Here is a 26,668-nt window from a genome sequence, read left to right on the forward strand (position 1 = left end):
ATTTATAAGGAGTTTTAATATGAAGTTTAAGTTTGTACCTATGAATGATAATTATGCAAAAACAATGATTAATGAATGGAAATATGAAAATGAATATTCCATATATGATTATTGTAATGAGGCAGAAGATTTACTGGAAAAGAAAGATTGGGGTTTCAGTAAATTTGCAGTTTTAAATGAAAAAGAAATTTTAGTAGGGGAATTAACTATAAATTTTTTTAGAGAAATTGAAGAAGATTCAGAGGATGATGGTTATGTTGATATGGATACCGTGAAAGATAATCCTGATGTAATTTATGAAATGTGGGTTGGTTTTGGGTTAAAACCTAATTTAACAGGAATAGGTTTAGGAAAAGAATTTGTTTCTGCTTGTGTTAATTTTGCAGTAGAATATCATCAATATAAAGGCGATTATGTAAGGTTAGGAGTAGCTAGATTTAATAAAAGAGCCATAAAAACTTATGAGAAATCAGGCTTTAAAGTATTTAGTGAATATGATGGCGAGATTGCAGGAGAGGAAGTCAAAGTATTATGGATGAGAAAGTCGCAATCGTAAGAAAAGTGCGAACGGAAGATTATAAATATAAGGTGGTGAAAAACATGAAAGTAAGAAAAATGGTTATAGAGGATATTGACCTCCTCATAAAGATTCGTATGGATTACCTGTTTGCAGAAAAAGGTGTTTCTTCTTCGGAAGAAGTGCAAGATATTAGAACGAAGTTAGAAGAATATTTTACTCAACACCTTAACAAGGGATTTATTGCTATCATTGCCGAGAATGAAAATGAAGTATTAGCAACTGCATTTATGTCAATCGTGGAAAGACCTCCGTTAATAGCGTTTTCATCATATCTTGTCGGTACGGTATACAATGTTTTTACATACCCTCAACATAGAGGAAAAGGAATTGCGACGAAAGTTATGACTGAACTTTTATCAGAAGCAAAGCTATTAGGCGTTGCCGCAGTTGATTTAATGGCGACTGAAAAAGGAAAACCATTATATGAAAGTCTTGGATTTCGGGTATCAAATTATACATCAATGAATAAGTTCCTCTAACTCCCGCAAAATAAGCATAATCAGAAGTTATATTAATTCACAATATTCATATATCACGAATTATTAACTAATATCCCCTAATGTGATCTAAGATTACAAGTAAATTTAATGCAGAAATTTTATTAAAACATATATAATAAAAAATCTAATTATAGCTAGAGAGAAAATAGGAGGGATAACTATGATTTTTAAAATAATAGGTAGTGGAGGATGTGTTGCTCTACCAAAGCCACTTTGTTGTTGTAGAGTATGTATGGAGGCGAGAAAGAAGGGAAATCCCTATTCAAGATTTGGATGTAGCTTATATTTAGAAGAAGCTAAGCTACTTATAGATACCCCAGAGGATATTGCTCAAAGCTTAAATTATGGACAAATTAAGGAAATAGATAGAGTTTTATATAGTCATATGGATCCAGATCATACCCTTGGGATGAGAGTGTTTGAACAGCTTCGACTAAATTGGCTAAATATTTCCCAAGGAATAGAATGTGATAGTCCTATAGAAGTTATAGCTATGAAGCACGTAATGGAGGATTTAAATTCCATATGCTCAAAGCATGGCTCATATTTTGACTACTATGAAAAAATAAGAAATTTAATAAAAAGACGTGTGATTAATGATTCAATACAAATAGGCGAAATAAAAATAACTCTAATTAAAGCTGAATCTGCTACAGTGTTTGTTTTTGAAGAAGGAGAAAAGAAACTTATATATGCTCCTTGTGATGTTAAGCCTTTCCAAAAGAATGAAATTTTTAAAGAGGCTGATGTGATGATTATAGGTAATACGGTGATTGGTGATGTCTTAAAGGGTGACTTTAAGCTAGAAGAGAACAATCCTTTAAGAAAAGAATTATTTGTAATGGATGAGATAGTGGAGTTAAAGAATAAATATAATATAAAAAAGGTTATAATGACACATCTTGAGGAAGATTGGGGAAAATCCTATGATGATTATTTAGAGTTACAAAATCATTATGAAGATATTAGCTTTGCTTACGATGGAATGGTAATAAAATTATAAAACTTATTCAATAAGAGTACAAATCATTTATATAGAAAAAGGAGGTGTATTTAGTATGAGTTAAGTCTCATACTAAGAAAATTATGAAGGTGGTTATATATGATAAGGTTAAGGATTTTTTAAACATTAATGAAGAGATACTTCTAGATAATGAAGCGGTAAATCAATTAATACTATTTAATGGATATGTAAATAGAGAAAAAGATACTGATAGTGATGTTTTATTTGGGCGTGTAGAAGATGAGTCAGGAGTATCCCTTGTTTTCTGTAATGTGAGTCCATATAATTTGCAAATAAACAATTTAAAAGAAAAATACGATAATGCTATTAAAGCATTAGTTGATTATTTGATAGAAAATAAAATTAATATAGTAGGTATTAATGCTAATAAAAAAGTTTGTGATAAATTTATTGAATATTATGAAGAAAAAACAAAATGTAAGTTTAAGGAACGCTTAGCCATGGATATTATGGAGTTGAGAAAATTAAATTCTGTTACATTGCCTAAAGGGTACTTTAGAGAAGCTACAGAGCAGGATTTAGATTTAGTGATAGATTGGCATATTAAATTTGGTAAAGAAGCTTTAAATGAGGACATGGTTGTAGAAAACTTTATAGAAAAGCTAGTTGCTAGAATTAGAAATGGAGCTATATATATTTTCGAAGATGAAAATAATGTGCCAGTTTCTATGGCAGCATTTACAAAACAATTAAAGAAAGGAATTTCTGTTAGTTTAGTTTACTCAGATGCTAGAAAGAGGGGCATGGGCTATGGAGTTGCTGTAGTTTATAGCTTAAGTAAATTATATTTAGAAAGAGGAAATGAGTTCTGTAGCCTCTTTGTAGATAAACGTAATCCTATATCTAATGGGGTTTACGCTAAGATAGGATATAAAATTATTGAAGATAATTTTGATTATAGAATTGTTCAGTAGGGATTAAAGAGAGAGAGTAATTTTTAGAATTTTTAGAAAGCTAGGTGACTTAGGATGATAAACATTATAGATACTTTTAAGGATTATATGGGATTGATGGAAGAAAACTTAAATAAAGAGCCTAAGGAAAAGATGGAGTTATGGGAGAAGTTTTACAATAGTAATTTTCCAGAGATGGGGAGAAAATGTAAAGAAGACTATGAATCAGAAGGGTATAACTGGAAGAAGATGGGACTAACTATGGTATTTAATAGATCTGAGGATGACTTCCCTAATATGATAGAAGGCTATAAGAATCTTTTAAACACTTTTAATGGTATAGAAGAAAAAGTTAAGGCTATATTTCATATTGAAATGGATATAAATATAGTGCTATATAGGGGATTATTAAATTCTGCTGGATGGGTAGATGAATATGAGGGGAAAAGAGCTATGCTCTTTGGTGTTGATAAGATTGCAAAGCTTGGATGGCAACAGGATGAGAAAATAGATGCTTTAGTTTGTCATGAACTTTGTCATGTAGTTCACTTCCAAATAAGAGGTGAGTCAAAATTACCAAAGCAGGTAGATAAGAGTAAGTATAATGAAGGAATTTGGAATATATATGAGGAAGGCTTTGCCCAATATTTTCAACAAGTATTAGGAGAGAGTATCGTTGATTCTAGGGGAGAGCAGTGGAGCATTAACTGTGAAAGCTTAGAAAAAGAACTTAAATTAAAATATGTAGAAGCTTTAAAGGAGAAAGAAAAAGGAACTAGAGATTTTTATGGTGATTGGTTTAAAGTTTTAGGTATTAGTGATGTGGGGTATTTCTTAGGAGCTAAGCTAATAGGTGAATTAAGTAAGAGATATGTAATAGAGGATATAGCAACTATGGATTTTAAACTTATAGAAAAAGAAGTTTTAAGCTATTTAAAAAGTTAAGTTTTTAAATAGTAATAATCTCAAGAGTAGGAAATAACTTTTACAATATGCTAAAAAGTAAAAAACAAGGATTTATTAAAGGCGTAAAAGAAAAGAGGAATAATATGAAAAGATTAAACTTATATTATTTTGGTGATATAGGAGTTTACGATAAATATAACCCTGCATATGTGTGTGATGAAAATTTTGCATCAGAAATATTATATATCATTGCAGAAAATGAGGCATTTTCAATAACACAGGAGGATATAAGTAAATCTATAAATATTGATAATTATAGGTTGAATAGTATTATAAATAATTTAAAAAGAATAAATGTAATAGAACAAAAAGAAGATAAATATAAAATAAACTTTCCAGTATTTTTAGAGAGTGATATTGAAATCATGGATGTATATCTAAAGAATGTGGGAGAGCAAATAGTAGATAGTATTATTAAGATAAAACCTTTAGTAGTTGAGAAGCTTCAAAATTTATCAAATTATAAGATTTTTGATGAAGAAAGATTACTATATCATATAATTTGCGACATGATTTTTGATGGAATTGCCTTTGATTTTTTTGAAGAAAGAAATGTATTTAATAGCTCTAAGCTTCAGCCAGGTAATAGGAATTATATGATAATTGGATATGAAGACAGCTATATTGTTGATAGTTATAGCAATAAACTTTTATGTAGTAGCAATAATTATGGTAGCAATAATTTTATCTTTAATAGTTTTGGAGATTCTAATGGAGTACGTAAAGATATGTATAGATTTTTTAGAATGACACAACAGAGTATTAAAAATTCAACTCCTTTCCAAGATACAAATCTACCATATATAAAAATTATAGATAATGTTAATAAAGACATTGCAGAAAAATGTGGGCAATTAATGTGGAGAACTTTTAGTGAAGTAACTAATTATAATGAGTTGTCAAGTGAAGATAAAGAGTTAGCAATTTTTCTTAAAGAGATCGACTACATAAACATAGATGAAACAGATAATAAATTATATTGTAATGTACCTATATTTCAAGAAAAAGATATGAAAATAGCCACCGAAATAGGTGAAATTATTCTTATAGAGATCCTTGAAACAGTAAAAAATACATTAAGTAGCATAGAGAAATATTCCAAGGGTTTAACGGCAATTAAGCATAAAGTGAGTATAAAGGAAGTAGGAAATGAACTTTGGCATCAAATATTTGGACGTGCTAATGAAGAATTAATAGGAAGAGAAATTGTAGCTAAGCCTTACAGTAGTGAACAAGAAGGCAGATACCTAAGGAGTATGAAAATATATAGTCAATACAAATAATTTTATATAGAAAGTAATATATGTAATTTCGAATAAAAGGTAGTGGTTAAATATGAAAGAAGACATGTTAAAAATCATAAAACTAAAAAGTGGTAAGGAACTATTATTAAGAAGACCAAAGGAAGAGGATGCAGAAGCAATGATTGAATACCTAAATATAGTTGGTGGAGAAAGTGACAATCTTCTTTTCGGTAAAAATGAGTTTAGACTTACCATGGAGCAGGAAAGAGAGCATATTAACAATGTAAATATAAATAATAATGCTCTTATGCTCCTAGGTATTATAGATAATCAAATAGTTAGTGTTTCTCAAGTTAGTGCTCCCAATAGGAAAAGAATAGCCCATAATAGTGAATTAGCTATTTCAGTAAAAAAGGAATACTGGAGCATGGGAATTGGCACTACAGTTATGAAAGTATTAATAGACTTTGCTAAGAATCATGAAACTATAAAAACTATAAGTTTAGGTGTTAAAGCTAGCAATAGAAAAGCTCAACATCTTTATGAGAAGCTTGGATTTGAAAAAGTGGGAGTTCATAGAAACTTCTTTAACATAGATGGAATTTATGATGATGAAATTCTTATGGATTTATATATAGATTAAAGACGTATTACGGGGATTTAATAAAAGGTTAAAGGGGAGAAATATAAGTTGGAAAAACAAGAATTAAAACAATTGTTAAAGAGTATACAGGAAAATGAATATAAAGTACCAGAAGGGGTTAATCCATATGAGTTATCCTTGAAAATGATGGATAACATAGGTGATATTGATAGTGAATTACGTGATGAGCTTATACTTTCCAATCTATTTACTTGGATATATGAAAATCAGCTATCAGAAAAGCAGGTTAATGAGCTATTGTGGATAGCTTTAGATGAAAATCATATTCTTAAGGGGTTAGGTAATATTGATGATTCGGTTTTCGGTAGAACCTTTTCAAGTGAAATAGTTGCAGCATGCATCTATAGACATAGAAGTGATAAGTTCTTATCTAAAAGTGATATGGAAAAGGCCTTTGATACTCTTTTGAAATTTTATAATGAAGATAAGGATGTTAGAGGATATGTAGAAATTAAAGGCTGGGCTCATGGAGCTGCTCATGGTGCTGATGCTCTTGATGAATTTGCTAAGTGTGAAGAAATTGGATATGAGAGATTAAAAAACATACTAGATGCATTTTATAAAAAGTTAAATATAAATTACTATGGATACATTCATTTTGAAGATGAACGTATGATAACAGCTGTTAAATCTATATTGGAAAGAGAAATAATACCAATAGAAGAAATTGAAGAATGGATAAAAAGTTTTAATAAAATAGAAAAAGTAGGAAAGTATCCAGAAGATTCGGTCATTGCATTTAATGTAAATATGTTCTTGAAAAGCTTGTACTTTAGATTAATTGATATACCTAAATATGAGAAATTTGCAAATACAGCTAGAGAAATATTGAATGAAATAAGTAGATTCAAGAAGTATTAATAACCCATAAATATATTAATTCTAATACACTTAGGGGGCAAAGCTAATGAAAATTGGAATTATTGGACCAACAGAAAATGAGATTATACCCTTCATTAAGGAGATTTCTAATAAAAAAGTAGAAACTGTAGCAATGGTAACATTCTATAGTGGTATATATGAAAACATAGATGTTGTTGCATTATATTGTGGGGTCTGTAAAGTTAATGCAGCAATTGCAACTCAGATATTAATAGATAAATTTAATATTACTCATGTTATTGTAACTGGTGTAGCAGGAGGAATAGATAATATATTAAGTATTGGAGATACTGTTATTTCAACAGAAGTAGCATATCATGATGTGGACCAAGGTATATTAACAGAATACCATCCATGGATGAAAAGTATATATTTTAAAGCAGATAATAGATTAATTGAGCTATGTAGAGCAGTTATAAATAAAAATAAGGTTACTCAAAAAGTATTTTTCGGGAAGATTGTTACTGGAGAAGCCTTTATAAGTGATAGTGGGCGTACTGAAATAATTTCTAAATACAATCCACTTTGTGTAGATATGGAAACAGCAAGTATTGCTCATGTATGTTATGCAAATGATATTCCTTTCATAGCAATAAGGTCCATAACAGATACGGAAGAAGAATGTGGTATAGAAGTATTTGAAAATAACAGTATATCAGCATCAAATAATTCTATTGATATTGTAAAGAAAATATTAGGGTCACTTTAAATAAGCTATATTACAGAGTTTTTTAGTGAATTATAAGTCTAAACGTGATTATGTAATTATATTTACATTTTATAATAGGAAGATTTCAATTGATATTAAGAAAAATTGAGAAAGAAAATATAAAAATTGTATTAAAGAATGAAGTAACGATTATTTATATTATGTGTATGGAAAGTGAAAGGGTGTGTTAATTTGGATATAGCTTTAAGACTTGAAAAAGAAGATGACTGGAGGGAAGTTGAACTTATCACTCGAGAGGCATTTTGGAGAACAGAACGTATTGCAAAAATAGGAGTTGGATGTGATGAGCACTATCTGGCTAATACATTACGTAAAGCCCCTGAATTTGTACCAGAACTTGATTTAGTGGCAGAGGTTGATGGGCGATTGGTAGGAAATGTTATGTACAGTAAGGCATATGTACTTTTACCTGATGGGACACGTCACGATGTTCTTAATTTTGGGCCTTTAAGCGTTTTGCCTGAGTTCCAAAAACAAGGTGTAGGTAGCGCTCTCATGCGTCATTCGCTCAAAGTTGCTGCTAGATTGGGCTACGGTGCAGTAATTTTTTTCGGGCATCAATCTTATTACCCGCGGTTTGGATTCAAAGAGGCAAAAGAATTTAACATTACCACATGTAATGGTGACAACTACCCTTCATTTATGGCTATGGAACTTATCTATGGTGACTTGGATGGTATTACAGGAACATATCATGAATCGCCATTATATGATGTAAATCCAGAAAGAGCAAAAGAGTATGATTCACTTTTCCCTAAAAAGTAGTTTCTTTAGTTTGATACTACATAAAATAAGTACTATTACAAAAAAGGAGGGATTATATTGAAATACAATTTTTGGAGTGGTGAGAAAATAAGACTTAGAGCAGTAGAAGTAAATGATGCAGGTACATTTTTCAAATGGTCATCGGATTATGACAATGAGTCAGACAGGTTTTGCGATGAAATTCATTTTCCAATTTCTTATGATTCTATGATTGCAAGAGTTGAAGCTATGTCTAAAAGAGAGCCAAGCAATGATGAATTTATGTGGATTATTGAGAATAAAGAAGGAAGTACAATTGGTTGTATTAATACATTTGATTGCAATAAGAAGGTTGGCACCTTTAAATATGGATTAGGTATTATCAGAGAACAATGGGGTAATGGATATGCAAAGGATGCTATAAAAATTGTTTTAAAGTATTATTTTAGAGAATTAAGATATCAAAAAGTGACGGTATATATTTATTCATTTAATGAGAGGTCAATTAAGCTTCATGAAAGTTTAGAATTTCAGAACGAAGGAAGAATTAGAAGAGCTGTTTTTACGAATGGAAATTATTATGATGAAGTTCTTTATGGAATGACTTGTGAGGAATTTGATAACATTTATAAAAAAGATGAATTATAGCATTTTGTTTATTTTTCAATGCGTACTCTTAATGTATTGAGAAGAAAACAATAGCTGATAGAAAGATATAATAGTATTAGAGACAATGGGGTGGATTTATGTATATGGGGGAAATTACAATTAGAGAAACAACAGAAAGAGATTTAGAAAATATAATGAATCTTTGGAATAATGGAGAGGTTATGTTTTTTGTGGGTTTTCCAGATGGGCTTGGTATTACATTAGCTCAAATAAAGGAATGGTTTAAAGTAACAATTAAAAAGCCACAAAGATGTCATTACTCTATATATGCTGAAGGTATAGGGTATTGTGGAGAAACTTTCTATGATGTTGATGCCAATCATGACTTAGCATCAATGGATATTAAATTATCTCCAAATGCACAGGGAAAGGGAATTGCGACAAAAGCATTAGGTTTTGCTATTGATAAAGCTTTTACAGAGGGAAAAGTAAATCGTGTTTATGTTGAACCACAGTCTGCAAATAGAAAGGCATGGACATTATATGAAAAGCTAGGCTTTGTAAGCAGAGAAAGACCAACGTACCTTGAAGAAGACGATACCTATTTAGAATTGACAAAATATGAATGGTACAAGTCTTGAGGATATGAAATTATTATAATTTTTATAAGGAGTAAGAATGAATGATATTATATAAAATTGGATTAGAAAATATTGAATGGGATAAACTTTTTGAACTCTATAAAAGAGTTGGATTATTAAAACGGTTTATAGAGAATAATGAATATCATAAAATTCAATCCGGATTTGAAAGGAGTTATAAAGTTGTAACAGCATGGGAGGATGGAAATTTAATAGGTGCTTGTAGAATGCTATCAGATGGCATATGCTATGGTTCAATATTTGATGTAGGTGTATTGCCTGAATATCAGAAAAGAGGGGTAGGGAAAAATTTAATTAGTACCCTTCTTAAAGGAGAAGAATATATGCCTATTCATCTTACTGCTACTTTCGGAAATGAGGAGTTTTATAAAAAACTTGATTTTAAAAAGCATAAAACTGCTTACTCTAAGTATCCATGGAAAACCATGTATACAGAGGATTAAGATATTAAAATAGGTTCACTATAATGGGAGGAGTAAAATGCTAAAGGTAATGCAGATTTCAAGCGACATTGCAGATATTGTTCATGATATACAGAAGAAATCATTTGAACCATTACTATACAAATATCATGATTATGATGTAAATCCTGCAATGGAAAACATTGTGCTGATTAAAGAAAAGATTGATAGAGCCAATACTACAGCTTATATTTTTAAACTGAACGACATTAATGTTGGCTGGGTTAGAGTAACAGAATTAGCGGAAATGACATATAAGATTTCTGCTTTATGTGTTCTTCCAGAATACCAAAATAGGGGAATTGCACAAGAAGCATTGAAACAAATAGAAAGTTATTATCCTAATGCACGGAAATGGATTTTGGCTACAATATTTCAGGAAAAGGGCAACTGCCACCTATACGAAAAATTGGGATATGAAAAAGTTGGTGATCTAATACCGGTAAATGAAAGAATGACACTTGTTAATTATGTAAAGACATGTAGATTATGAGATTAGATTATTAACTAGAAGTAATGTGAAAAGTATAATATAGCCTTAACTTTTCTAATTTCAAAATAAATAGGAGTGATATTAAGTGGCAAATTATAGTAAGATGCATGAAATGAAAATTAACAAATCTTGCTTTGGTATATTTCCAGAACTTGAATCTGAAAGATTAATATTTAGAGAAGTAAATTCAGAGGATGTAGAAGAAGTATTTAAGATTTATAGTGATCCTGAAGTTGCTAAATATGATTGGTTTACACCAATTAATACTAAAGATGATGCACTATCAATAATAAATTGTTACAAAAAGGAATTTGAAAATAAAGAAGAGATTACGTGGGGTATGGCAAGAAAGAATGATAATAAAATCATCGGATATTGTAACTTAGGGAGCTTTGATGATGATTCAATAAGAAGTGAAATTGGATATGGATTTAATCGTGATGAATGGAATAAAGGATATGCAACTGAAGCTATAAAGGTTTTGGTGAAATTCGGATTTGATGTTATGAACTTTCATAGGATAGAAGCTACTGTAACCCTTGGTAATGATGCCTCTATAAAAGCTTTAAAAAAAGCTAACTTTATTCAAGAGGGTATTTTTAGAGAAAGAACCGTTATGAAAGGCGAATTTGTGGATGATGTTATATTAGCTATATTAAAGAAAGATTATAGATTATAAGTGATGATATTAAATAAATATCCACAGTATATAATTGATTGCTCAATATGGAGGAATTTAAATGAACGAAACAGAGTATGCAGGATTCTTTGCAGAATTCTATGATTTACTACATGCTAATAATATAGATATAAAAGTTTATCCAAGGTTATTGAAGGATTATGGGAAAACAGTCTTAGAACTAGGAGCTGGGACTGGAAGGATTTCAATTCCATTGGCAAAGGCTGGATATCAAGTAACTGCTTTAGAATATTCCGCAGATATGATTCGAGTTTTAGAAGAAAAGGAGTATCCGAAAGAAAATCTTTCTATTGTACAAGGAGATGCTAGAACATATTCTTTGCTTAAGCGATTTGATGTTATTCTTCTAACCTGTAATTTTATCAATCATTTCATTTCTTCGAATGATGTGTTGAATATCTTAAAAAATAGCGCAAGACACTTGAATGTAAATGGAGTTATCATTATTGATTGTTCAATACCAGAGACTTCCTTTATGTGTGAATCAAATGGTAAAGAAGAAATATTTGATTTTAAAACATCAAAAGGAACAATAATTAAGGACTATTTTACAGCAAGATATGATTTACTTAATCAAAAGGAACTTGATTACATCAAATTGGAAGAATACGATGGGACGGTTTTGATTAGACAGGCAGAAGCAAATGAAGAACTTACCTATTATTATCCCAGAGAAATTAGAGGTTTGATAAGAGAAGCTGGTTTAAAGATAGTAAGAGAAAGCGGTGCACTTTGGGATCCAGATAAGGATATTGCAATTTCTGAAGAAAATGGTGAAATGATTTTTTATTGTGGGTTCTAACATTGGCTTTTATTTCTTATTATAAAGGTAATATACAATTTTTATTTAGATTTAAGTTTGATACTAATAAGGAAGATGCTTTAGAAAATCATGCTTTTCTATCAAATGAAATTAACTTTGATAAAACAGTGCAGTGTTTTTACATGGGATATGAGAATGATGTGCTGGTTGCTTTTTTAACTACTTTTATTCCCACTTCTTATGAAGGAGAAATATTAGCAGTTACACATCCAGAGTATAGAGGAAGAGGATATTTTGAAAAATTGTTTCAGTGTGCTAAAGAAATTTTATTATTGAAAGGAATAAATAAAGTTTTATTGGTTGTAGAATCAAAAAGCAGAAGCGGTGTTGAGGTTTTGAAAAGCTTTAAGTATGCAAAGTTAGAGCATTCAGAATACAGAATGTCTTATAGTGGTTCTAAAACTTGGATAGAATATCCTAATTTGAAATTTTTTCAGGTTAATAATGAAAACAAAGAAATATTTGCAAAAATTACACGAGAGGCTTTTCTAGACTTAGAGGACAGCAGTAATTTTATTGACACAGTAATTTATTCCCAAAACAGAAAAGGATATATATCTTACAAAGAAGAAGTTCCAGTAGGAGTTTTTGATTTTAATTATGAAGAGGGACACGCTTTTCTTTATGGAGTGGCCGTTGCAACACCATATCGAGGAAAAGAATTTGGAAAACAGCTGGTTGGATTTGCGTTAAATGAGGGTCTAAAAAATCTGATAAAGTAGTCCTTGATGTGGATTCAGAAAATCCAACAGCTTTTAATTTATATAAAAAATGTGGTTTTCAGATTGATTTTCAAGTTGATTATTATAGATATGAATTTTAGTAATACTCAAAGTAATTTTTATAGTGTAAAAAAATAGATGAGGAGAGTTTTATGAGAGAAATAATATATGATAATTATTATTGGCAAAATGATTTAGTAAGACTAAGAGCATGGAGCGAAGATGATTGGGAGTGGGATTATTATACTAATTTCGATACTTCGGCAGGAAGATTAGCAGACTATGAGGTTGACCTTCCACCAACAGCTTTAAATTCAAAAAAATACTCTGAGAGAATTGCAAATTTATCTACTAATAATTGTAGAATAGCATTTGCTATTGATACATTAGATGGAATACATGTTGGTAGAATAAATATATTACTAGATGATGATAAGAATGGAACTTTTGGGATTGGACTTAAGATTGACAGAGACCATAGAGGTAAAGGGTATGGTACAAGTGCTGTGAAATTACTTTTAAAATATGGATTTATGGAAAGAAGATTAAATAAGTATTCTGTAAGTGTTTTAGAAGGAAATGAAGGATCTATTAAAATGCATAAAAAGCTTGGATGTGAACAGGAAGGAGTTTTGAAACAAAATATTTATACCAATGGTAGATATTACGATGAAATATATTTTGGATTAACAAAAGAAATGTATTTAAATATATGTAAGTGATAAAAAGGAGTATTATGATGAGAACTGAAAAGGAAATGTTTGATTTAATATTGAGTGTTGCAAATAGAGATAGCCGAATTAGAGCTGTTTATATGAATGGTTCTCGGGTAAATCCTAATGTGAAAAAAGATATTTTTCAGGACTATGACATTGTTTATGTAGTTACTAAAACAGAATCTTTTATTAGAGATGAGGATTGGATAAGTGTTTTCGGAGAGCCAATTATTTTTCAAGAACCTGATAAGCTTGATAAAATGCAAGGAAGAGATGTTGATTTTAAAAATGGTTACACATATTTAATGCAGTTTACAGATGGGAATAGAATTGACTTGCATATTCAGCCTATGGAGATGCTAATAAAGGAATACGGAAGGGATAAGTTAACTGTTCCATTACTTGATAAAGACAACTGTTTACCACAGATTCAAGCATCCTCTGATGAAGATTATTGGGTTAAAAGACCTACATATGGACAATATTTTAGTCGATGTAATAATTTTTGGTGGGTAGCACCATACTGTGCAAAGGGACTTTGGAGGGAAGAAATTCTTTTTACAATAGAGGTAATGAATAGTTATGTGCGACAAGAATTATTAACCATGCTATCTTGGAAGGTTGGTATTCAAACAGAATTTAAGGTAAGTATAGGAAAAGCAAATAAACATTTAAAAGAATATTTAGATTTAGATGTATGGACAAGGCTAATGAGTACCTTTAATATGAGTGATTATGATTTTTCTTGGAATGCGCTGATTACAACATGCCAATTGTTTGAAGAGATTGCGCCTGAAGTAGGTAAAATATTTGGATATGAATATAATTATGATGAAGCTAAAAGAAGCTTTGCGTTTATAAAGCATATCAAGGAATTGCCGAGGAATTCTAAAGAAATATACTAATTAAACTGTATATTGAACATTGTTTTTAGTAAATAATGCAGTGTATTTTTGAATTATTATTTATTTGGTCAAGTGAAAAGTCTATTAATTTCTATGAAGGTAAAGGCTTTTCAATTAAGAATGAGGTAATGGAACTAGAATTATAGAAAGTTAGGACAAAGAGGAGTCAGATCCCAAATTTAGGTAAGGTGGCGTAAGATATGAGGATAGAGGATATTTCAAAGATAGAACAGGAAGCAGATAGAGTTTCGGCTCTTTATAATATTTTTAATGAAGGATCAAGATTGTCTACAAAGGCAACTCAAGTGGAGTTTTTAACAACAGTAAGACAGATTGAAAAACATCTTAAGCCAGGTATGAAAATACTTGATTTAGGAGCTGGAACAGGAGAGTATAGCCTATATTTTGCAAGCAAGGGATTTCAGGTAACAGCTATTGAGTTAGTTGAAAAACATGTTATGCAAATTAAAGAAAAGGTTAAAGGTAACATGTCAATTGAAGTATTTCAAGGTAATGCTCTAGATATATCTTGGATTAAAGACAAGGAATATGACATAGTGCTATGCTTTGGTCCTTTATATCACTTAAGCAGTATTGAAGATAGAATAAAGTGCATAGCAGAAGTAAAAAGAGTGTGTAAGGATGATGGAAAGATGTTATTTGCCTTTATATCCAATGACATGGTGATTACTACGGAAACCATGCTCTATGATGAGGGGTTTTTAGAGGAAGATAACTATAATCATGATACCTTCAAAGTTGTAGATTTTCCTTTTGTTTTCCACACAGTAGACCAGTGCAGAAAGCTGATAAGAGATTCAAACTTAAAAATTACTTCAGAGGTTGCTGCAGATGGATTAAGTGAACTTTTAGCAGATAAGATAAACAATATGGATGATGAGAGTTATAAGCAGTGGCTTAATTATCATTACTATTGCTGTGAAAAGCCTGAATTTTTAGGTGCAAGTAATCATCTTTTGTTTGTAGCAGAGAAGTAAGTATTAAGTTAATTGTGGATTGAGGTGTAAATGATGAGTGAATTAGTACAGCCAGAACTTTGGCTTGAAGAGAAATTTATTGAAATGTTTAATGACTATAATGACAACGAGGAAGATTTGATTAACAGAAGGTATTCTAGGGTGAATTTTGATTTTCAAAGATATGTAGATTATCTTAAAGAGAGGGCTAGGGGAATTAATCTACAGCTAGGACGTGTGGCTTCATCAGAATGGTGGCTTTTAAATGAAAATAACGATATTTTAGGAACCGTGAGATTAAGATATGAGCTTAATGAAACAAACTATGAAGAAGGGGGACATATTGGGTATGATATATCACCTAAATACAGAAGAAAAGGGTATGGAAAGTTAATATTAAACTTAATATTGGAAAAGGCAAGAACTTTAGGATTTAAAAAAGTTTTAATAACCTGTGACTTTGATAACGTTGGTTCTAAAAATATAATTGAGCACAATGGTGGAAAGTTAGAGAATACTATAATTTCAAAGGATTCAGATAAAGAAGTTTTAAGGTATTGGATAGAGCTTTAAGATATAAAGTAATTCATTTTAATATCAAGTTATTTTGTAGAAATAAATTAATATTTAGGGAAGAGGTATGGAAAAATGAAAAATCATAATTGGAATTTATCTACCTTAGAAAAAGAAGGAATGGATGAAGGTAAGATTAATGAATTTATAAATCTTATTGAAACAGAAGACCAACCTATACATGGTTTAGTAATTATAAAAAACGGTAATTTAGTGAAGAATATAGGTTTTAATAAATATAGCAATGAAGATAAACATCCCATATACTCTTGCTCTAAGAGTATAACATCCATACTAATTGGAAAGGCAATTGAGCAAGGTTTAATCAAAGATATTAATCAAAAGGTATTAGACTATTTTCCAGAAATAATGATTAATAAGGAAAATAGAGATATAGAGAAGATGACTATAGAAAATCTTTTAACTATGTCAACAGGATTGAAGTGGCATGATAATGAAAACTATGATGAAATGTGGGAAAGTGATGATCCTGTGAAGTATTTTTTTAGTAGACCTTTAGAGTATATTCCAGGAAATAAGTTTAATTATTGTAGTGGAGTAGTTCATATACTTCAGTTTATATTAGAAAAGGTTACTGGAGAGGACGTGCTTTCTTTTAGTAAAAGAATATTATTTGATCCTTTAGATATATCAGATATTTTATGGGAAAAGGAAGACAATGGTATATTAGGAAGTATAGAAATAGCACCACTAGATATGGCTAAAGTGGGTTATATGTATCTAAAAAATGGGATGTGGAAAGGAAAAGAAATCATTAATGAACAGTGGACTAAGGCTTCAACTGTTAAGCATATAGATACCCCTAATAATTTAAATGAAGTCACCAATTTTGGAGCCGGATATGGATACCTATGGTGGAAAAATAATTTTGGAGGATTTCATGCTAATGGATTTGGAGGCCAGTATACGTTTGTAGTTCCAGAATTAGATTTAGTAGTAGTATTCACAGGAGAAGCTTTTGGAGAGGATTTCTTTTTACCACAGATAGCTATGGAAAAGTATATTGTTTAATATCTTAGTGAAGGATATTCTATTGAGACATTAACGAAATTACTTTCAAAAGATTTTGTTAAATTTTGTAAATGATTGTAAATCAGTTACCGTAGTAGTTAGGTATAAATATGAACAGCATACAAGAGTAAATGTAATAATGAGAATACTATGAAAACTTAAAGTTTGAGAGGAAAATTTATATGAGTGAAGTGTATAATAGTTCAATAATTATGGAATTTAAAGAAGTAAAAATCGAAATATATGTTCCAGAAGAATATGTAATAGAATTAAGAGATGAACTTAATAAAGTGAATGCTTGCAAGATTGGAAACTATGATAATGCTATCTCTATAACAAATGTCAGGGGATATTGGAGACCGTTAGAAGGGTCAAATCCTTTTAATGGCGAAATAGACAAGGTATGTGAGGGTCAGGAATGTAAGGTAGAGATAACATGTAAAAAAGAACATGTTAGGAATGCTATTAAGGTTATTAAAAAAATTCATCCGTATGAAGAGCCACTAATTAATATTATTCCAATTATAAATGAATTATTTGAATAAAAAATAAATAATTTAGATTAGATGGACAAAGGTTGTAGGGAGAGGAATTTCATGATTAATTTGCGTTATCCAGTAATAGAAGATGCTGAGGACTTCTTTAGAATACTTACCGAAGGAAAGTTTGAATTTTATTATGCAGCCATTCCTGAAAGTATTGAATTAGAGAGAGAATGGATTAAGAGAAGAGAGTGTAAAAGAGCAAATAATCTTGAATACAATTATTCAATCATCTATGAGGATGCTGTGATAGGTGGATGCAACATAAAAGTATTTCAAGACAGTCCTCACATTGGAGAAATAGGTTATTTTATAGATAGAAATTTTTTTAATAGGGGTATTGCAACAGAAGTTGTAAAGAAGTTAGAAAACATTGCTTTTAATGATTTAAAGTTAATAAGACTCGAAATCCGTATGGATCCACAAAACAGAGCGAGTGAAAGAGTTGCTATAAAGAATAATTTTATAAAAGAAGGATTATTAAAAAAGGTTATGAAGTTTGAAAGTAACTATTATGATAATTTTCTATATGCAAAAATAAATCAAGAATGAATTTAGATGTATAAAGTATGGATGGAATTTTAAGAAACTTGAATTAATTATGTTAAGATATATCAAGGCTAATTATGTATTTATAAATGGAATGTTGAAAGTAATGGCAGGAGAGATTAAGTGATTAAGTTAATCAGTAAAGAATTTAAGAAAATAGTCCATTTAGTTAAATCAGAGGATGAGTTATCTGTATTTTCTGTTATATATGGTGAAAATCCTGGTGAGATATATGTAAATAGCATTGATAATCCAACTGCAGATTAGTAGAGAAATGAATCAAAGGCTTAAATATGATAAGACTTCTAAGTCTAAGGACATTATGATAATGGCGAAAGATAAAAAGATTAAGAAACTTGAAGAAGAAAATAAAAAGTATTAAGTAAGTCGCAATCGTAAGATATGCGAATTTGTAGAATAGGGAATAAAAAAGGTAAACAATACAAGGATAGGAGTAGAAATACAGATGAATAATTCAATAATAGATGAAATTTGTTTTATCAATTTCAATAAATACCCGAATGAAATTAAGCGATTTGAAATAGGTTATGGGAATTATGTTTATAGAATTTGCTTTGGTGAGAATAATTTCGTGATAAGAATAAATTCTGATGAAAGTGCTTATAAAGATACGATTTATTGGCTGGATAAATTGAAGGGCTTAGAAATTCCAGTGCCTAAAGTTATTTATAAAGGAAGGTATGATACACTTTCATATTTAATTTTGAACCATATAGATGGAGATGATTTAGGAAATGTATATGGTAATTTATCCACTGAGGAGAAAAAAGGCATTGCAAGAGAGATAGTAAATATACAAAATGTTGTTGCTACACTTCCTCGAAATCGTGGATATGGATATCTAACTTCATATGATGATGAAAACTATAAAAAGTGTTGGAAGGATGTTATTATAAAGCATCTTGATAGGTCTAGAAATGGAATTAAAGAAAATAAAATATTTGATTATAAGAAAGTAGAAAAAGTTGAAAAATTATTAGACAAGTATGATAAGTATCTTTCTGCTATAAAACCCATACCATTTTTAGATGACCTAAGTTCAAAAAATGTGTTAATAAATGAAGGGAAATTGTCAGGAGTAATTGATTTTGATTGGATTTGCTTTGGAGATAAAATGTATTATGTTGCATTGACAAATATGGCACTCATTAGTTTAGGCTATGATACAGAATATATTGAGTTCCTAATGGAAGAAATGAAGGCTTCTGAAATAGAAAGAGAAATATTGAGATTATATACTCTTGCTTTTTGTGTAGATTTTATGGCTGAAAAAGGAATGAAATTTAAAGATAAAATTGTAAAAGTAGTTCAAAATGAAATTGAGTTATTGAATAGAGTCTATGAAGAAATATATAGTGAACTGACAGTTAATCTTTAGTCACATTAATCTCATATGACGAACCATCAACAAAGTTATTAATATGGTATACACATAAAATAGTATAAAAAGAAAGGAAGTGAGTTTTAGTGAGGGGTTGGTACTTGCGATATGCTCCATCACTAAAGATAATATATGAGTGAAGTGTATAATAATTCAGTAATTATGGAATTTAAAGAAGTAAAAATAGAAATATATGTTCCAGAAGAATATGTAATAGAATTAAGAGATGAACTTAATAAAGTGAATGCTTGCAAGATTGGAAACTATGATAATGTTATCTCTATAACAAATGTCAGAGGACATTGGAGACCGTTAGAAGGGTCAAATCCTTTTAATGGCGAGATAGACAAGGTATGTGAGAGTCAGGAATGTAAGATTGAGATAAGATGTAAAAAAGAATATGTTAGGAATGCTATTAAGGTTATTAAAAAAATTCATCCGTATGAAGAGCCACTAATTAATATTATTCCAATTATAAATGAATTATTTGAATAAAAAAGGTCATGAAATTTGGAGATAATTATTATGATAATTTACTATATGCAAAAGTGAATAAAGAGATATTTAAAGGAATATTGTTTTAAATATTAAGATAAAAAATAGAGTTAATAAAAGAAACATCCAAGACTGAAGAATCTTTGATATGGGAATATCTCTATTTTTATTAAAAACCATGAATATTACAATAAAGAAAGAAGATTTTAAAATGATAAATATTAACATTGAAACAGATAATCTAATTATTAGACCTTTTTTACCATCTGATGCAAAGGATGCAGCCTATTATAGTCAGCAGCCAAAAGTGTCCTATTGGATGGCTGATATGGTTATGCATGATGATACAGAGGCACTCGATTGGATACAATGGATAAATAAACGGTTTGATATTATTGAACCATTTATAATGTTAGCAATTGAGCATAAGTATGAGCATAAATGTATTGGCTTTGTGGGAGTTCATGCAAAAGCTGAAATAGACAATGAAGTTGAGATTTCATATAGTGTTTCAGATAACTATCAAGGTAAAGGTTACGGCACTGAGGCAGCTAAAACATTAATTAAGTGGGTTTTTAAAAATACTGAGTTGAAAGAATTAGTTGCTATTGTTAAGCCAGGGAATATGTCTTCTAACGCTGTAGTTAAAAAGCTTGGTTTTCAAAATGTTGGTACTAAGATGGCTCAATATTGTGGTGAAATGTGCAAATTTAATTATTACAAATTATATAATAGTAATTCGTAATGCTTTTATTTAATAAATTATAAGAATAAAATAACACCGAAAAAAAGTAAGAAAGTTTCATGAAACTTCCTTTATATTGAATGACAACTAATAATAATTATGTTAAAAGGAGAATGAAATGGAGTTAGATATAATAGCTGTTTACGAAAATTTGGATGGATACTTGTTAGAGATGGAAAAAGAAAATGCAGATTGTGAGATGTTATGGGACAAATATGCTATTCAGCCTTATTGGGATAAAATTAGCCAATGGGCACCATTTGATATGTCTGATAGAAAACCACAGCCAATCAAGAACATATCTAAATTAAAACAACAGATTGAAGTAATGAGAAATATAGACATTAACGATATTAAACATAGGTTTATGCAAATAGTAAATGCACTTCCTAATTATGATGATGATCCTATAGTAATTGCCATCTATCCCATTGATGATGACAATTTGATTGTTAAGGAAAATCAGAATGGTGTGTGGGGAGTTAATGTGTTTGGTAATATTTTATTAAACATTAATCCATTAGCTAAAAATTATTTAGAGTGGATACCTTATGTATTTGCTCATGAGTATCATCATAGCGTGTGGGGGAATTATTGGCACGTTGTACATGGAGGACGTACAGGAAAGTTTATAGAATCTATGTTAATCGATGGGCAAGCAGATACCTTTGCGAAAAGTTTTAATCTGTCTTTAAATCCTAAGTGGATTTCTCAAATAAGTAGAGAACAAGAAAAAGAATTATGGAATAAGCATTATTCTAAATTGTTAAATGAGACGGATGTAGATTATTGTAAATACATGTTTGGTGATAATGAAGTGGGAATACCTTGGTGTGCAGGATATTTCTTTGGATATAGAATTGTTGAATATTTTAAAAGAAACTATTCACTTACTAGTACAAAGGAAATGATTGAAATGAATTCAGATGAAATTTATGCTATGAGCGGGTATGGTCACAATAATAAGTAATTCTTAATAAATGTATAGAAAAATAAATGAATTTTAATTTAATTATGAGAGGAAATTATATGAGTAAGATAGAGAAATTAAAAAAATGTGATTATATTGGTATTTTTTCACCATCATCACCAATAACATATTCATGTCCTAAAAGATTTGAAAGAGCAAAGAGATATTTACAAGATAAAGGATTTAAAATAGTAGAAGGAAACTTAACAGGAAAGTACGATTTCTATAGGGCAGGTAGTATCAAAGAGAGGGCAGAGGAGTTAAATAATTTAATTAGAGATCCCAAAGTAAAATGTATAATGTCCACTATTGGAGGAATGAACTCAAATTCACTCCTTCCTTATATAGATTATGAAGCATTTAAAAAGAATCCTAAAATAATAATAGGTTATTCTGATGTTACAGCAATTCTACTTGCTATTTATGAACAAACAGGGATAAGTACTTATTATGGACCTGCATTGGTAGCTTCATTTGGGGAATTATCACCCTTTGTTGATTCTACTTATAGATATTTTAAAGAAATTGCAATTGATAAAACAAAAATTCCTTATGTTTTTGAAATTCCACAATATTGGACAGATGAATATGTTAATTGGGAAACACAAGATAGAAGTAAAGAAGAAAGAGAAAATAAATGGATTACGATCTATGAAGGGGTTGCTAGAGGTAGAGTAATAGGTGGAAATCTGAATACAATGCAAGGTATATGGGGAAGCAAGTACATGCCTGAAATAAAGGATGGAGACATACTTTTTATAGAGGATTCTTTAAAAGATGCTGCAACAATGGAAAGAAGTTTTTCTTTTTTAAAAGTAAATGGTGTTTTTGATAGAATTTCAGGAATAATCATTGGAAAGCATGAGTTGTTTGATGACTTAAATACAGGTAAAAAACCATATGAAATATTGTTAGAAGTATTAGGTAATAAAAAATTACCATTCATTGCAGATTTTGATTGTTGTCATACACATCCTATGTTTACACTACCAATAGGATGTGAGATTGAACTTGATGCTACAAACAAGAAAGTAAGCATTATTGAGGAATGGGGATTATAGGAGGAATTTTATGATTAATTTGCGTTATCCAGTAATAGAAGATGCTGAGGACTTCTTTAGAATACTTACAGAAGGAAAGTTTGAATTTTATTATGCAACAATTCCTGAAAGTATTGAGGTGAAGAGAGAATGGATTAAAAGGAGAGAGTATAAAAGAGTAAATAATCTTGAGTATAATTATTCAATCATCTATGAAGATGCTGTGATAGGTGGATGCAACATAAAAGTATTTCAAGACAGTCCTCACATTGGAGAAATAGGATATTTCATAGATAGAAATTTTTTTAATAGAGGTATTGCAACCGAAGTTGTAAAGAAGTTAGAAAATATTGCTTTTAATAATTTAAAGTTAATAAGACTTGAAATTCGTATGGATCCACGAAATAAAGCAAGTGAAAGAGTTGCTATAAAGAATAACTTTAAAAAAGAAGGCTTATTAAAAAAGATTATGAAGTTTGAGAATAACTATTATGATAATTTGCTATATGTAAAAATAAATGAAGAATAACCAAAGGAGAGATTAAATGATTAAATTAGTCAGTAAAGAATTTAAGAAAATAGCCCATTTAGTTAAATCAGAAGATGAATTATCTGTATTTTCTGTTATATATGATGAAAATCCTGGTGAGATATATGTAAATAACATTGATAATCCAACTGTGGCATTGATAAAAACTAGTGAGTGTAATTTAATTGCTGGCAGTATAAATGATGAAGTATTTAATTCTGAAGTGTCTTCAGAATTGGATTTCTGGGATCAATTAACTCCTGATTCAAGTGATTGGATAGATAAGATACAAACTATTCATAAGAATCATTTTGTTAGAAGATACAAAAGAAGGCATTATGTATTATCTATTGATGAGTTCGTGGAATGCAATTCAACCTTGAGAGAAGGATATGTACTAGAAAAAGTTGATATAGCTTTATTAAGACAAAATATCTTTGAAAATTCAGAAAGAGTATTGAAATGGGCTGAGGATTGGGGTGATGATGAAAAGTTCGAAAAATATGGGGCAGGATATTTGATACGTAATGACAAGACAATTGTGAGTTGGTCATTGAGTGATTGTAGCTTTGAGAAGACAATTGCAATTGGAATTCATACAGATGAAAGGTATAGAAAAAATGGTTTCGGGAAAACAGCTGCATCTGCAACCATTAAAGACTGTTTTGATAATGGTTACGAAAAAATTGATTGGCTTTGTGTAGATTCTAATAAAGGTTCTAGGGCAATAGCTCAAAAATTAGGATTTACCTTTAGCAATTCTTACTATTCTTTTTCTTCGTATCCTCCAATTGAAAATTTAAAGGATTTATCTGAATCAGAGTGGTATGAATGGGGTGAATATTTAGAAGAAGCATCCAAAACTGAAGAACCTTTGATATGGGAATGTCTTTATTGTTATATAAAATCTAATGACGTTGAAAAAACTATTGATATTATGACAATCATGAAGCATAAGAAAATTACTATAGATTATTTAAGATTTAAAAATTACATTATTAAACTTCAAACTTATAATATGTGTTCTAATTTTACTAGAAAAACTTGGATTAGTTTTTTAAATGAAAATATTCAGTGTAGTAATTAACAAGAATACATTGAGAGATATAAAGAAAAGACTCAATTGTAAGAAATTTAAAGGAGGAAATAAAATTATGAAAATATGTTTTGAAGAATTTAAAGATGAAATTGATACTCTTGTAGGATTTTTAACATCAGATACTTGGGAATTTTATGGAACACCGAACCAAAACCCTGAAAGAATTAGAGAGAGCTATAAAAACCATTATTATACTGGGGATGACTGCAAAACATTTTGGGTTATTTTAGATGAAGGCATAAAAGTAGGAATGATAAGAATTTATGATTTACAAGATGATAGCCCGTTGTTTGACATAAAAATTTTGAGCAAGTACAAAGGTATGGGAATCGGGACAATTACAGTGAAGTGGCTTGTTGATTATATATTTAATAATTACTCTGATAATGAAAGGATAGAGGGAAATACAAGACAGGATAATTATGCAATGAGATGTGTATTCCATAAGTGCGGTTTTGTTAAAGAGGCACACTATCGAAAGGCATGGGGAAGTAAAAATGGAAAACTATATGATGCAATTGGTTATGGTATTACAAGAGAAGATTGGCAAAATGGAAAAACTACCCCAGTAAATTGGAATGACTTTAAGTGTTAATCATATAAATAAACAATATTCTTATTTAACAAATTATAAGGATGGAGTAGTAAAAAAATAGATAAGTTTTAGTTAAACTTATGTACTTATTGTACAAGTCTAAGTAAAGATAATAATGAGAATTACAATAAAGAAAGAAGATTTTAAACATCTAAAACTGTAATTAAAAAACTTGGATTTAATTATGTTGATAACAGAGTAGTGCTATATGATGGTAAAATGTGTAAGTCTGGTTATTATAAATTATATAATAGTCATTCATAATAATTATATTTTACAAATTACAGGGTAAAAACAATGCTAGAAGAAAATAAATGAATTTAAATTAAAAGGGGAAACTTATATGTTTACACATAAAGGGACACAAATAATAAATACAGACAGGCTTTTACTACGAAAACTTGAAGTTACTGATGCACATGATATGTTTAAAAATTGGGCAACCGATAGTGAAGTAACAAAATTTTTATCTTGGAAACCACACCATAATGTAGATGAAACTAAAGAGGTCATAAAGCAGTGGACTTTAGAGTATGAGAATGATGATAACTATGATTGGGCTATTAAGTTAAATGATATTGGAGAAGTTATAGGTGAAATTTCTTTAGTAAGAGTGGATGAAAAGCACTATTCTTGTGAAGTAGGATATTGTATATCGAGAAAATATTGAAATATGGGTATAATTACTGAGGCATTAAAGGCCGTAATTAATTACTTATTTTCTGAAGTTGGATTTAATAGAATAGTAGCAACTCATGATACTAATAATATTGCCTCAGGAAAGGTAATGATTAAAAGTGGAATGAAGTATGAGGGAACCTTAAGGCAATCTGAATGGCGGGATAACAAAGGATTTTATGACTTAGCTGTATATGCAATATTAAAGGATGAGTGGCTTAAGGGTATGGAAGAATAAATTAATATAGATTAAAGATATAGTGGTGATATACAGTTATCTGGAAGTTTATAGGAGGTAATTATGACAAGACAAGAATTTTTAGAGATTAAGAAAGAAATAATTAACTTTAAATATTCATCAATGAAATACACTGATTATGATGATGTAGAGAATTTTAAGATAGTACTTAAAAATAAAAATATGATATTAATTTATGGCTATAATAATGAAAGTAAAATATATCAATATCATTGGGCAGCAAATGATGAACAAATATTAATAAGTGCAATAGAAACACAAAATGATAATTTCTTAATAACTTTTATTCCAGAGGAATTCGTTTTAGGCTTAGAGAATACTGGATTAAAGGTATGGGCTAAATGGAATGATTATTTTAATGACACTCTTGAAGATGTAAATTGTGATCTAAAATATGAGTTTTTAAATCAGATTGATGCAGAAGTTGCTTCTGAGGTTACTAGGTCTTGCAAAGGGCAAAGTCGTGGTTTTGCAGGGCAAACAACAGAGTGGATAAAGTCATGGTTAAATGGTACAGAAGCAATAAGCACAGGAACAAAAAATAACACAATCATAATTAGTAGAAATAGTCTAGGGGAAATAGTAGGTTTAGTATGTGTAGCCACATATGCTCATGATAGTCAAAAAGGACCAATTGTATGGATAAGAGAAGTGGCGGTAAGACCTGAATATCAAAGAATGGGTATTGGAAGAAAGTTAGTTACACAAGCATTGAGTTATGGTAAAGATAATGGTGCAGTGCGAGGGTTTCTTCAAGCAGATGAATGTAACATATATGCAATTCATTTATATGAAAGCCTTGGATTTGTATCAAATAAACATGAAGTGCAGATTGATATGTTTAAGTAATTATTTAAGTACGAGG

Annotated in this window: 34 protein-coding genes and 2 pseudogenes; all 36 read left to right on the forward strand. The window is 29.8% G+C overall.

The window, feature by feature from the left end; all coding sequences use genetic code 11:
• Positions 1 to 19 precede the first annotated feature (19 nt).
• A complete protein-coding gene (locus ABDZ93_RS11295) occupies positions 20 to 556 on the forward strand; it encodes a GNAT family N-acetyltransferase (RefSeq protein WP_343826452.1) in 537 nt (178 codons plus the stop codon).
• 44 nt (positions 557 to 600) lie between these two features.
• Complete coding sequence (locus tag ABDZ93_RS11300; RefSeq protein ID WP_343826453.1) at positions 601 to 1,059, forward strand: GNAT family N-acetyltransferase; 459 nt, start codon at positions 601 to 603, stop codon at positions 1,057 to 1,059.
• 181 nt (positions 1,060 to 1,240) lie between these two features.
• Positions 1,241 to 2,083, forward strand: a complete 843-nt coding sequence (locus ABDZ93_RS11305; RefSeq protein ID WP_343826455.1) for an MBL fold metallo-hydrolase — start codon at positions 1,241 to 1,243, stop codon at positions 2,081 to 2,083.
• An 83-nt stretch (positions 2,084 to 2,166) separates the two neighbouring features.
• Positions 2,167 to 3,018 (forward strand): GNAT family N-acetyltransferase, encoded by an 852-nt coding sequence (locus tag ABDZ93_RS11310; RefSeq protein WP_343826457.1) that lies wholly within the window; start codon positions 2,167 to 2,169, stop codon positions 3,016 to 3,018.
• Between the two features lie 54 nt (positions 3,019 to 3,072).
• Positions 3,073 to 3,942, forward strand: coding sequence for a hypothetical protein (locus ABDZ93_RS11315; RefSeq protein WP_343826458.1), 870 nt, complete (start codon positions 3,073 to 3,075; stop codon positions 3,940 to 3,942).
• A gap of 104 nt (positions 3,943 to 4,046) precedes the next feature.
• Positions 4,047 to 5,246, forward strand: coding sequence for a hypothetical protein (locus tag ABDZ93_RS11320; RefSeq protein WP_343826460.1), 1,200 nt, complete (start codon positions 4,047 to 4,049; stop codon positions 5,244 to 5,246).
• A 52-nt stretch (positions 5,247 to 5,298) separates the two neighbouring features.
• Positions 5,299 to 5,850 carry a GNAT family N-acetyltransferase gene (locus ABDZ93_RS11325; RefSeq protein WP_343826462.1) on the forward strand — a complete coding sequence of 184 codons (552 nt, stop codon included), beginning with the start codon at positions 5,299 to 5,301 and terminating at the stop codon, positions 5,848 to 5,850.
• Between the two features lie 48 nt (positions 5,851 to 5,898).
• Positions 5,899 to 6,732 (forward strand): DUF2785 domain-containing protein, encoded by an 834-nt coding sequence (locus ABDZ93_RS11330; protein ID WP_343826463.1) that lies wholly within the window; start codon positions 5,899 to 5,901, stop codon positions 6,730 to 6,732.
• 46 nt (positions 6,733 to 6,778) lie between these two features.
• Entirely contained in the window at positions 6,779 to 7,462 is a 684-nt protein-coding gene (locus tag ABDZ93_RS11335) for a 5'-methylthioadenosine/adenosylhomocysteine nucleosidase (protein WP_343826465.1), read from the forward strand.
• Between the two features lie 192 nt (positions 7,463 to 7,654).
• A complete protein-coding gene (locus ABDZ93_RS11340) occupies positions 7,655 to 8,248 on the forward strand; it encodes a GNAT family N-acetyltransferase (RefSeq protein WP_343826466.1) in 594 nt (197 codons plus the stop codon).
• 57 nt (positions 8,249 to 8,305) lie between these two features.
• Entirely contained in the window at positions 8,306 to 8,875 is a 570-nt protein-coding gene (locus ABDZ93_RS11345; RefSeq protein ID WP_343826468.1) for a GNAT family N-acetyltransferase, read from the forward strand.
• Between the two features lie 104 nt (positions 8,876 to 8,979).
• A complete protein-coding gene (locus ABDZ93_RS11350; RefSeq protein WP_343826470.1) occupies positions 8,980 to 9,477 on the forward strand; it encodes a GNAT family N-acetyltransferase in 498 nt (165 codons plus the stop codon).
• A 41-nt stretch (positions 9,478 to 9,518) separates the two neighbouring features.
• Positions 9,519 to 9,941: a GNAT family N-acetyltransferase gene (locus ABDZ93_RS11355; protein ID WP_343826472.1), complete on the forward strand. Its 423-nt coding sequence runs from the start codon at positions 9,519 to 9,521 to the stop codon at positions 9,939 to 9,941.
• A gap of 37 nt (positions 9,942 to 9,978) precedes the next feature.
• On the forward strand, positions 9,979 to 10,452 hold the full coding sequence (locus ABDZ93_RS11360) for a GNAT family N-acetyltransferase (RefSeq protein WP_343826475.1): 474 nt from the start codon (positions 9,979 to 9,981) through the stop codon (positions 10,450 to 10,452).
• An 85-nt stretch (positions 10,453 to 10,537) separates the two neighbouring features.
• Complete coding sequence (locus ABDZ93_RS11365) at positions 10,538 to 11,131, forward strand: GNAT family N-acetyltransferase (RefSeq protein WP_343826477.1); 594 nt, start codon at positions 10,538 to 10,540, stop codon at positions 11,129 to 11,131.
• 61 nt (positions 11,132 to 11,192) lie between these two features.
• Positions 11,193 to 11,954, forward strand: coding sequence for a class I SAM-dependent methyltransferase (locus ABDZ93_RS11370; protein WP_343826479.1), 762 nt, complete (start codon positions 11,193 to 11,195; stop codon positions 11,952 to 11,954).
• 2 nt (positions 11,955 to 11,956) lie between these two features.
• Positions 11,957 to 12,697, forward strand: coding sequence for a GNAT family N-acetyltransferase (locus ABDZ93_RS11375; protein WP_343826481.1), 741 nt, complete (start codon positions 11,957 to 11,959; stop codon positions 12,695 to 12,697).
• A gap of 152 nt (positions 12,698 to 12,849) precedes the next feature.
• On the forward strand, positions 12,850 to 13,419 hold the full coding sequence (locus ABDZ93_RS11380) for a GNAT family N-acetyltransferase (RefSeq protein WP_343826483.1): 570 nt from the start codon (positions 12,850 to 12,852) through the stop codon (positions 13,417 to 13,419).
• Between the two features lie 17 nt (positions 13,420 to 13,436).
• Complete coding sequence (locus ABDZ93_RS11385; protein ID WP_343826485.1) at positions 13,437 to 14,318, forward strand: aminoglycoside 6-adenylyltransferase; 882 nt, start codon at positions 13,437 to 13,439, stop codon at positions 14,316 to 14,318.
• Positions 14,319 to 14,518: 200 nt separating this feature from the next.
• On the forward strand, positions 14,519 to 15,316 hold the full coding sequence (locus ABDZ93_RS11390) for a class I SAM-dependent methyltransferase (RefSeq protein WP_343826486.1): 798 nt from the start codon (positions 14,519 to 14,521) through the stop codon (positions 15,314 to 15,316).
• A gap of 33 nt (positions 15,317 to 15,349) precedes the next feature.
• On the forward strand, positions 15,350 to 15,868 hold the full coding sequence (locus tag ABDZ93_RS11395) for a GNAT family N-acetyltransferase (protein ID WP_343826488.1): 519 nt from the start codon (positions 15,350 to 15,352) through the stop codon (positions 15,866 to 15,868).
• A gap of 75 nt (positions 15,869 to 15,943) precedes the next feature.
• Positions 15,944 to 16,900, forward strand: coding sequence for a serine hydrolase domain-containing protein (locus ABDZ93_RS11400; RefSeq protein WP_343826490.1), 957 nt, complete (start codon positions 15,944 to 15,946; stop codon positions 16,898 to 16,900).
• 182 nt (positions 16,901 to 17,082) lie between these two features.
• Positions 17,083 to 17,445 (forward strand): divalent cation tolerance protein CutA, encoded by a 363-nt coding sequence (gene cutA / locus ABDZ93_RS11405; RefSeq protein ID WP_425544774.1) that lies wholly within the window; start codon positions 17,083 to 17,085, stop codon positions 17,443 to 17,445.
• A 51-nt stretch (positions 17,446 to 17,496) separates the two neighbouring features.
• The gene (locus tag ABDZ93_RS11410; protein ID WP_343826492.1) at positions 17,497 to 17,994 is read left to right on the forward strand and encodes a GNAT family N-acetyltransferase; all 498 of its coding nucleotides are present in this window, start codon (positions 17,497 to 17,499) and stop codon (positions 17,992 to 17,994) included.
• 120 nt (positions 17,995 to 18,114) lie between these two features.
• On the forward strand, positions 18,115 to 18,258 hold the full coding sequence (locus ABDZ93_RS11415; RefSeq protein ID WP_343826494.1) for a hypothetical protein: 144 nt from the start codon (positions 18,115 to 18,117) through the stop codon (positions 18,256 to 18,258).
• Positions 18,251 to 18,373 (forward strand): annotated as a pseudogene (locus tag ABDZ93_RS11420) (DUF6262 family protein); the annotation flags it as partial. The gene ABDZ93_RS11415 and the pseudogene ABDZ93_RS11420, both read left to right, overlap by 8 nt.
• Before the next feature lie 84 nt (positions 18,374 to 18,457).
• Positions 18,458 to 19,390 carry a phosphotransferase gene (locus ABDZ93_RS11425; RefSeq protein WP_343826495.1) on the forward strand — a complete coding sequence of 311 codons (933 nt, stop codon included), beginning with the start codon at positions 18,458 to 18,460 and terminating at the stop codon, positions 19,388 to 19,390.
• A 135-nt stretch (positions 19,391 to 19,525) separates the two neighbouring features.
• A complete protein-coding gene (gene cutA / locus ABDZ93_RS11430; protein ID WP_425544775.1) occupies positions 19,526 to 19,888 on the forward strand; it encodes a divalent cation tolerance protein CutA in 363 nt (120 codons plus the stop codon).
• Between the two features lie 178 nt (positions 19,889 to 20,066).
• The gene (locus ABDZ93_RS11435; RefSeq protein WP_343826497.1) at positions 20,067 to 20,633 is read left to right on the forward strand and encodes a GNAT family N-acetyltransferase; all 567 of its coding nucleotides are present in this window, start codon (positions 20,067 to 20,069) and stop codon (positions 20,631 to 20,633) included.
• Positions 20,634 to 20,751: 118 nt separating this feature from the next.
• Positions 20,752 to 21,603, forward strand: a complete 852-nt coding sequence (locus ABDZ93_RS11440; protein WP_343826499.1) for a DUF2268 domain-containing putative Zn-dependent protease — start codon at positions 20,752 to 20,754, stop codon at positions 21,601 to 21,603.
• A gap of 59 nt (positions 21,604 to 21,662) precedes the next feature.
• The gene (locus tag ABDZ93_RS11445) at positions 21,663 to 22,664 is read left to right on the forward strand and encodes a S66 family peptidase (RefSeq protein WP_343826501.1); all 1,002 of its coding nucleotides are present in this window, start codon (positions 21,663 to 21,665) and stop codon (positions 22,662 to 22,664) included.
• A gap of 10 nt (positions 22,665 to 22,674) precedes the next feature.
• The gene (locus ABDZ93_RS11450) at positions 22,675 to 23,172 is read left to right on the forward strand and encodes a GNAT family N-acetyltransferase (protein WP_343826503.1); all 498 of its coding nucleotides are present in this window, start codon (positions 22,675 to 22,677) and stop codon (positions 23,170 to 23,172) included.
• Positions 23,173 to 23,188: 16 nt separating this feature from the next.
• Positions 23,189 to 24,259: a GNAT family N-acetyltransferase gene (locus ABDZ93_RS11455; RefSeq protein ID WP_343826505.1), complete on the forward strand. Its 1,071-nt coding sequence runs from the start codon at positions 23,189 to 23,191 to the stop codon at positions 24,257 to 24,259.
• A 67-nt stretch (positions 24,260 to 24,326) separates the two neighbouring features.
• Positions 24,327 to 24,866: a GNAT family N-acetyltransferase gene (locus ABDZ93_RS11460; RefSeq protein ID WP_343826507.1), complete on the forward strand. Its 540-nt coding sequence runs from the start codon at positions 24,327 to 24,329 to the stop codon at positions 24,864 to 24,866.
• A gap of 343 nt (positions 24,867 to 25,209) precedes the next feature.
• Positions 25,210 to 25,782: pseudogene (locus ABDZ93_RS11465) on the forward strand (GNAT family N-acetyltransferase).
• 63 nt (positions 25,783 to 25,845) lie between these two features.
• On the forward strand, positions 25,846 to 26,652 hold the full coding sequence (locus ABDZ93_RS11470; RefSeq protein ID WP_343826509.1) for a GNAT family N-acetyltransferase: 807 nt from the start codon (positions 25,846 to 25,848) through the stop codon (positions 26,650 to 26,652).
• Positions 26,653 to 26,668 lie beyond the last annotated feature (16 nt).

Origin of the sequence: Clostridium subterminale (genome assembly GCF_039521425.1) — a bacterium.
GTDB lineage: Bacteria > Bacillota > Clostridia > Clostridiales > Clostridiaceae > Clostridium_J > Clostridium_J subterminale.

Bases quoted from the DNA above. Each gene is read 5' to 3' on its own strand.
- ABDZ93_RS11295 (WP_343826452.1), top strand. From the start codon at position 20: ATGAAGTTTAAGTTTGTACCTATGAATGATAATTATGCAAAAACAATG.
- ABDZ93_RS11300 (WP_343826453.1), top strand. From the start codon at position 601: ATGAAAGTAAGAAAAATGGTTATAGAGGATATTGACCTCCTCATAAAG.
- ABDZ93_RS11305 (WP_343826455.1), top strand. From the start codon at position 1,241: ATGATTTTTAAAATAATAGGTAGTGGAGGATGTGTTGCTCTACCAAAG.
- ABDZ93_RS11310 (WP_343826457.1), top strand. From the start codon at position 2,167: ATGAAGGTGGTTATATATGATAAGGTTAAGGATTTTTTAAACATTAAT.
- ABDZ93_RS11315 (WP_343826458.1), top strand. From the start codon at position 3,073: ATGATAAACATTATAGATACTTTTAAGGATTATATGGGATTGATGGAA.
- ABDZ93_RS11320 (WP_343826460.1), top strand. From the start codon at position 4,047: ATGAAAAGATTAAACTTATATTATTTTGGTGATATAGGAGTTTACGAT.
- ABDZ93_RS11325 (WP_343826462.1), top strand. From the start codon at position 5,299: ATGAAAGAAGACATGTTAAAAATCATAAAACTAAAAAGTGGTAAGGAA.
- ABDZ93_RS11335 (WP_343826465.1), top strand. From the start codon at position 6,779: ATGAAAATTGGAATTATTGGACCAACAGAAAATGAGATTATACCCTTC.
- ABDZ93_RS11350 (WP_343826470.1), top strand. From the start codon at position 8,980: ATGGGGGAAATTACAATTAGAGAAACAACAGAAAGAGATTTAGAAAAT.
- ABDZ93_RS11355 (WP_343826472.1), top strand. From the start codon at position 9,519: ATGATATTATATAAAATTGGATTAGAAAATATTGAATGGGATAAACTT.
- ABDZ93_RS11360 (WP_343826475.1), top strand. From the start codon at position 9,979: ATGCTAAAGGTAATGCAGATTTCAAGCGACATTGCAGATATTGTTCAT.
- ABDZ93_RS11370 (WP_343826479.1), top strand. From the start codon at position 11,193: ATGAACGAAACAGAGTATGCAGGATTCTTTGCAGAATTCTATGATTTA.
- ABDZ93_RS11380 (WP_343826483.1), top strand. From the start codon at position 12,850: ATGAGAGAAATAATATATGATAATTATTATTGGCAAAATGATTTAGTA.
- ABDZ93_RS11385 (WP_343826485.1), top strand. From the start codon at position 13,437: ATGAGAACTGAAAAGGAAATGTTTGATTTAATATTGAGTGTTGCAAAT.
- ABDZ93_RS11390 (WP_343826486.1), top strand. From the start codon at position 14,519: ATGAGGATAGAGGATATTTCAAAGATAGAACAGGAAGCAGATAGAGTT.
- ABDZ93_RS11395 (WP_343826488.1), top strand. From the start codon at position 15,350: ATGAGTGAATTAGTACAGCCAGAACTTTGGCTTGAAGAGAAATTTATT.
- ABDZ93_RS11400 (WP_343826490.1), top strand. From the start codon at position 15,944: ATGAAAAATCATAATTGGAATTTATCTACCTTAGAAAAAGAAGGAATG.
- cutA (WP_425544774.1), top strand. From the start codon at position 17,083: ATGAGTGAAGTGTATAATAGTTCAATAATTATGGAATTTAAAGAAGTA.
- ABDZ93_RS11410 (WP_343826492.1), top strand. From the start codon at position 17,497: ATGATTAATTTGCGTTATCCAGTAATAGAAGATGCTGAGGACTTCTTT.
- ABDZ93_RS11425 (WP_343826495.1), top strand. From the start codon at position 18,458: ATGAATAATTCAATAATAGATGAAATTTGTTTTATCAATTTCAATAAA.
- cutA (WP_425544775.1), top strand. From the start codon at position 19,526: ATGAGTGAAGTGTATAATAATTCAGTAATTATGGAATTTAAAGAAGTA.
- ABDZ93_RS11435 (WP_343826497.1), top strand. From the start codon at position 20,067: ATGAATATTACAATAAAGAAAGAAGATTTTAAAATGATAAATATTAAC.
- ABDZ93_RS11440 (WP_343826499.1), top strand. From the start codon at position 20,752: ATGGAGTTAGATATAATAGCTGTTTACGAAAATTTGGATGGATACTTG.
- ABDZ93_RS11445 (WP_343826501.1), top strand. From the start codon at position 21,663: ATGAGTAAGATAGAGAAATTAAAAAAATGTGATTATATTGGTATTTTT.
- ABDZ93_RS11450 (WP_343826503.1), top strand. From the start codon at position 22,675: ATGATTAATTTGCGTTATCCAGTAATAGAAGATGCTGAGGACTTCTTT.
- ABDZ93_RS11455 (WP_343826505.1), top strand. From the start codon at position 23,189: ATGATTAAATTAGTCAGTAAAGAATTTAAGAAAATAGCCCATTTAGTT.
- ABDZ93_RS11460 (WP_343826507.1), top strand. From the start codon at position 24,327: ATGAAAATATGTTTTGAAGAATTTAAAGATGAAATTGATACTCTTGTA.
- ABDZ93_RS11470 (WP_343826509.1), top strand. From the start codon at position 25,846: ATGACAAGACAAGAATTTTTAGAGATTAAGAAAGAAATAATTAACTTT.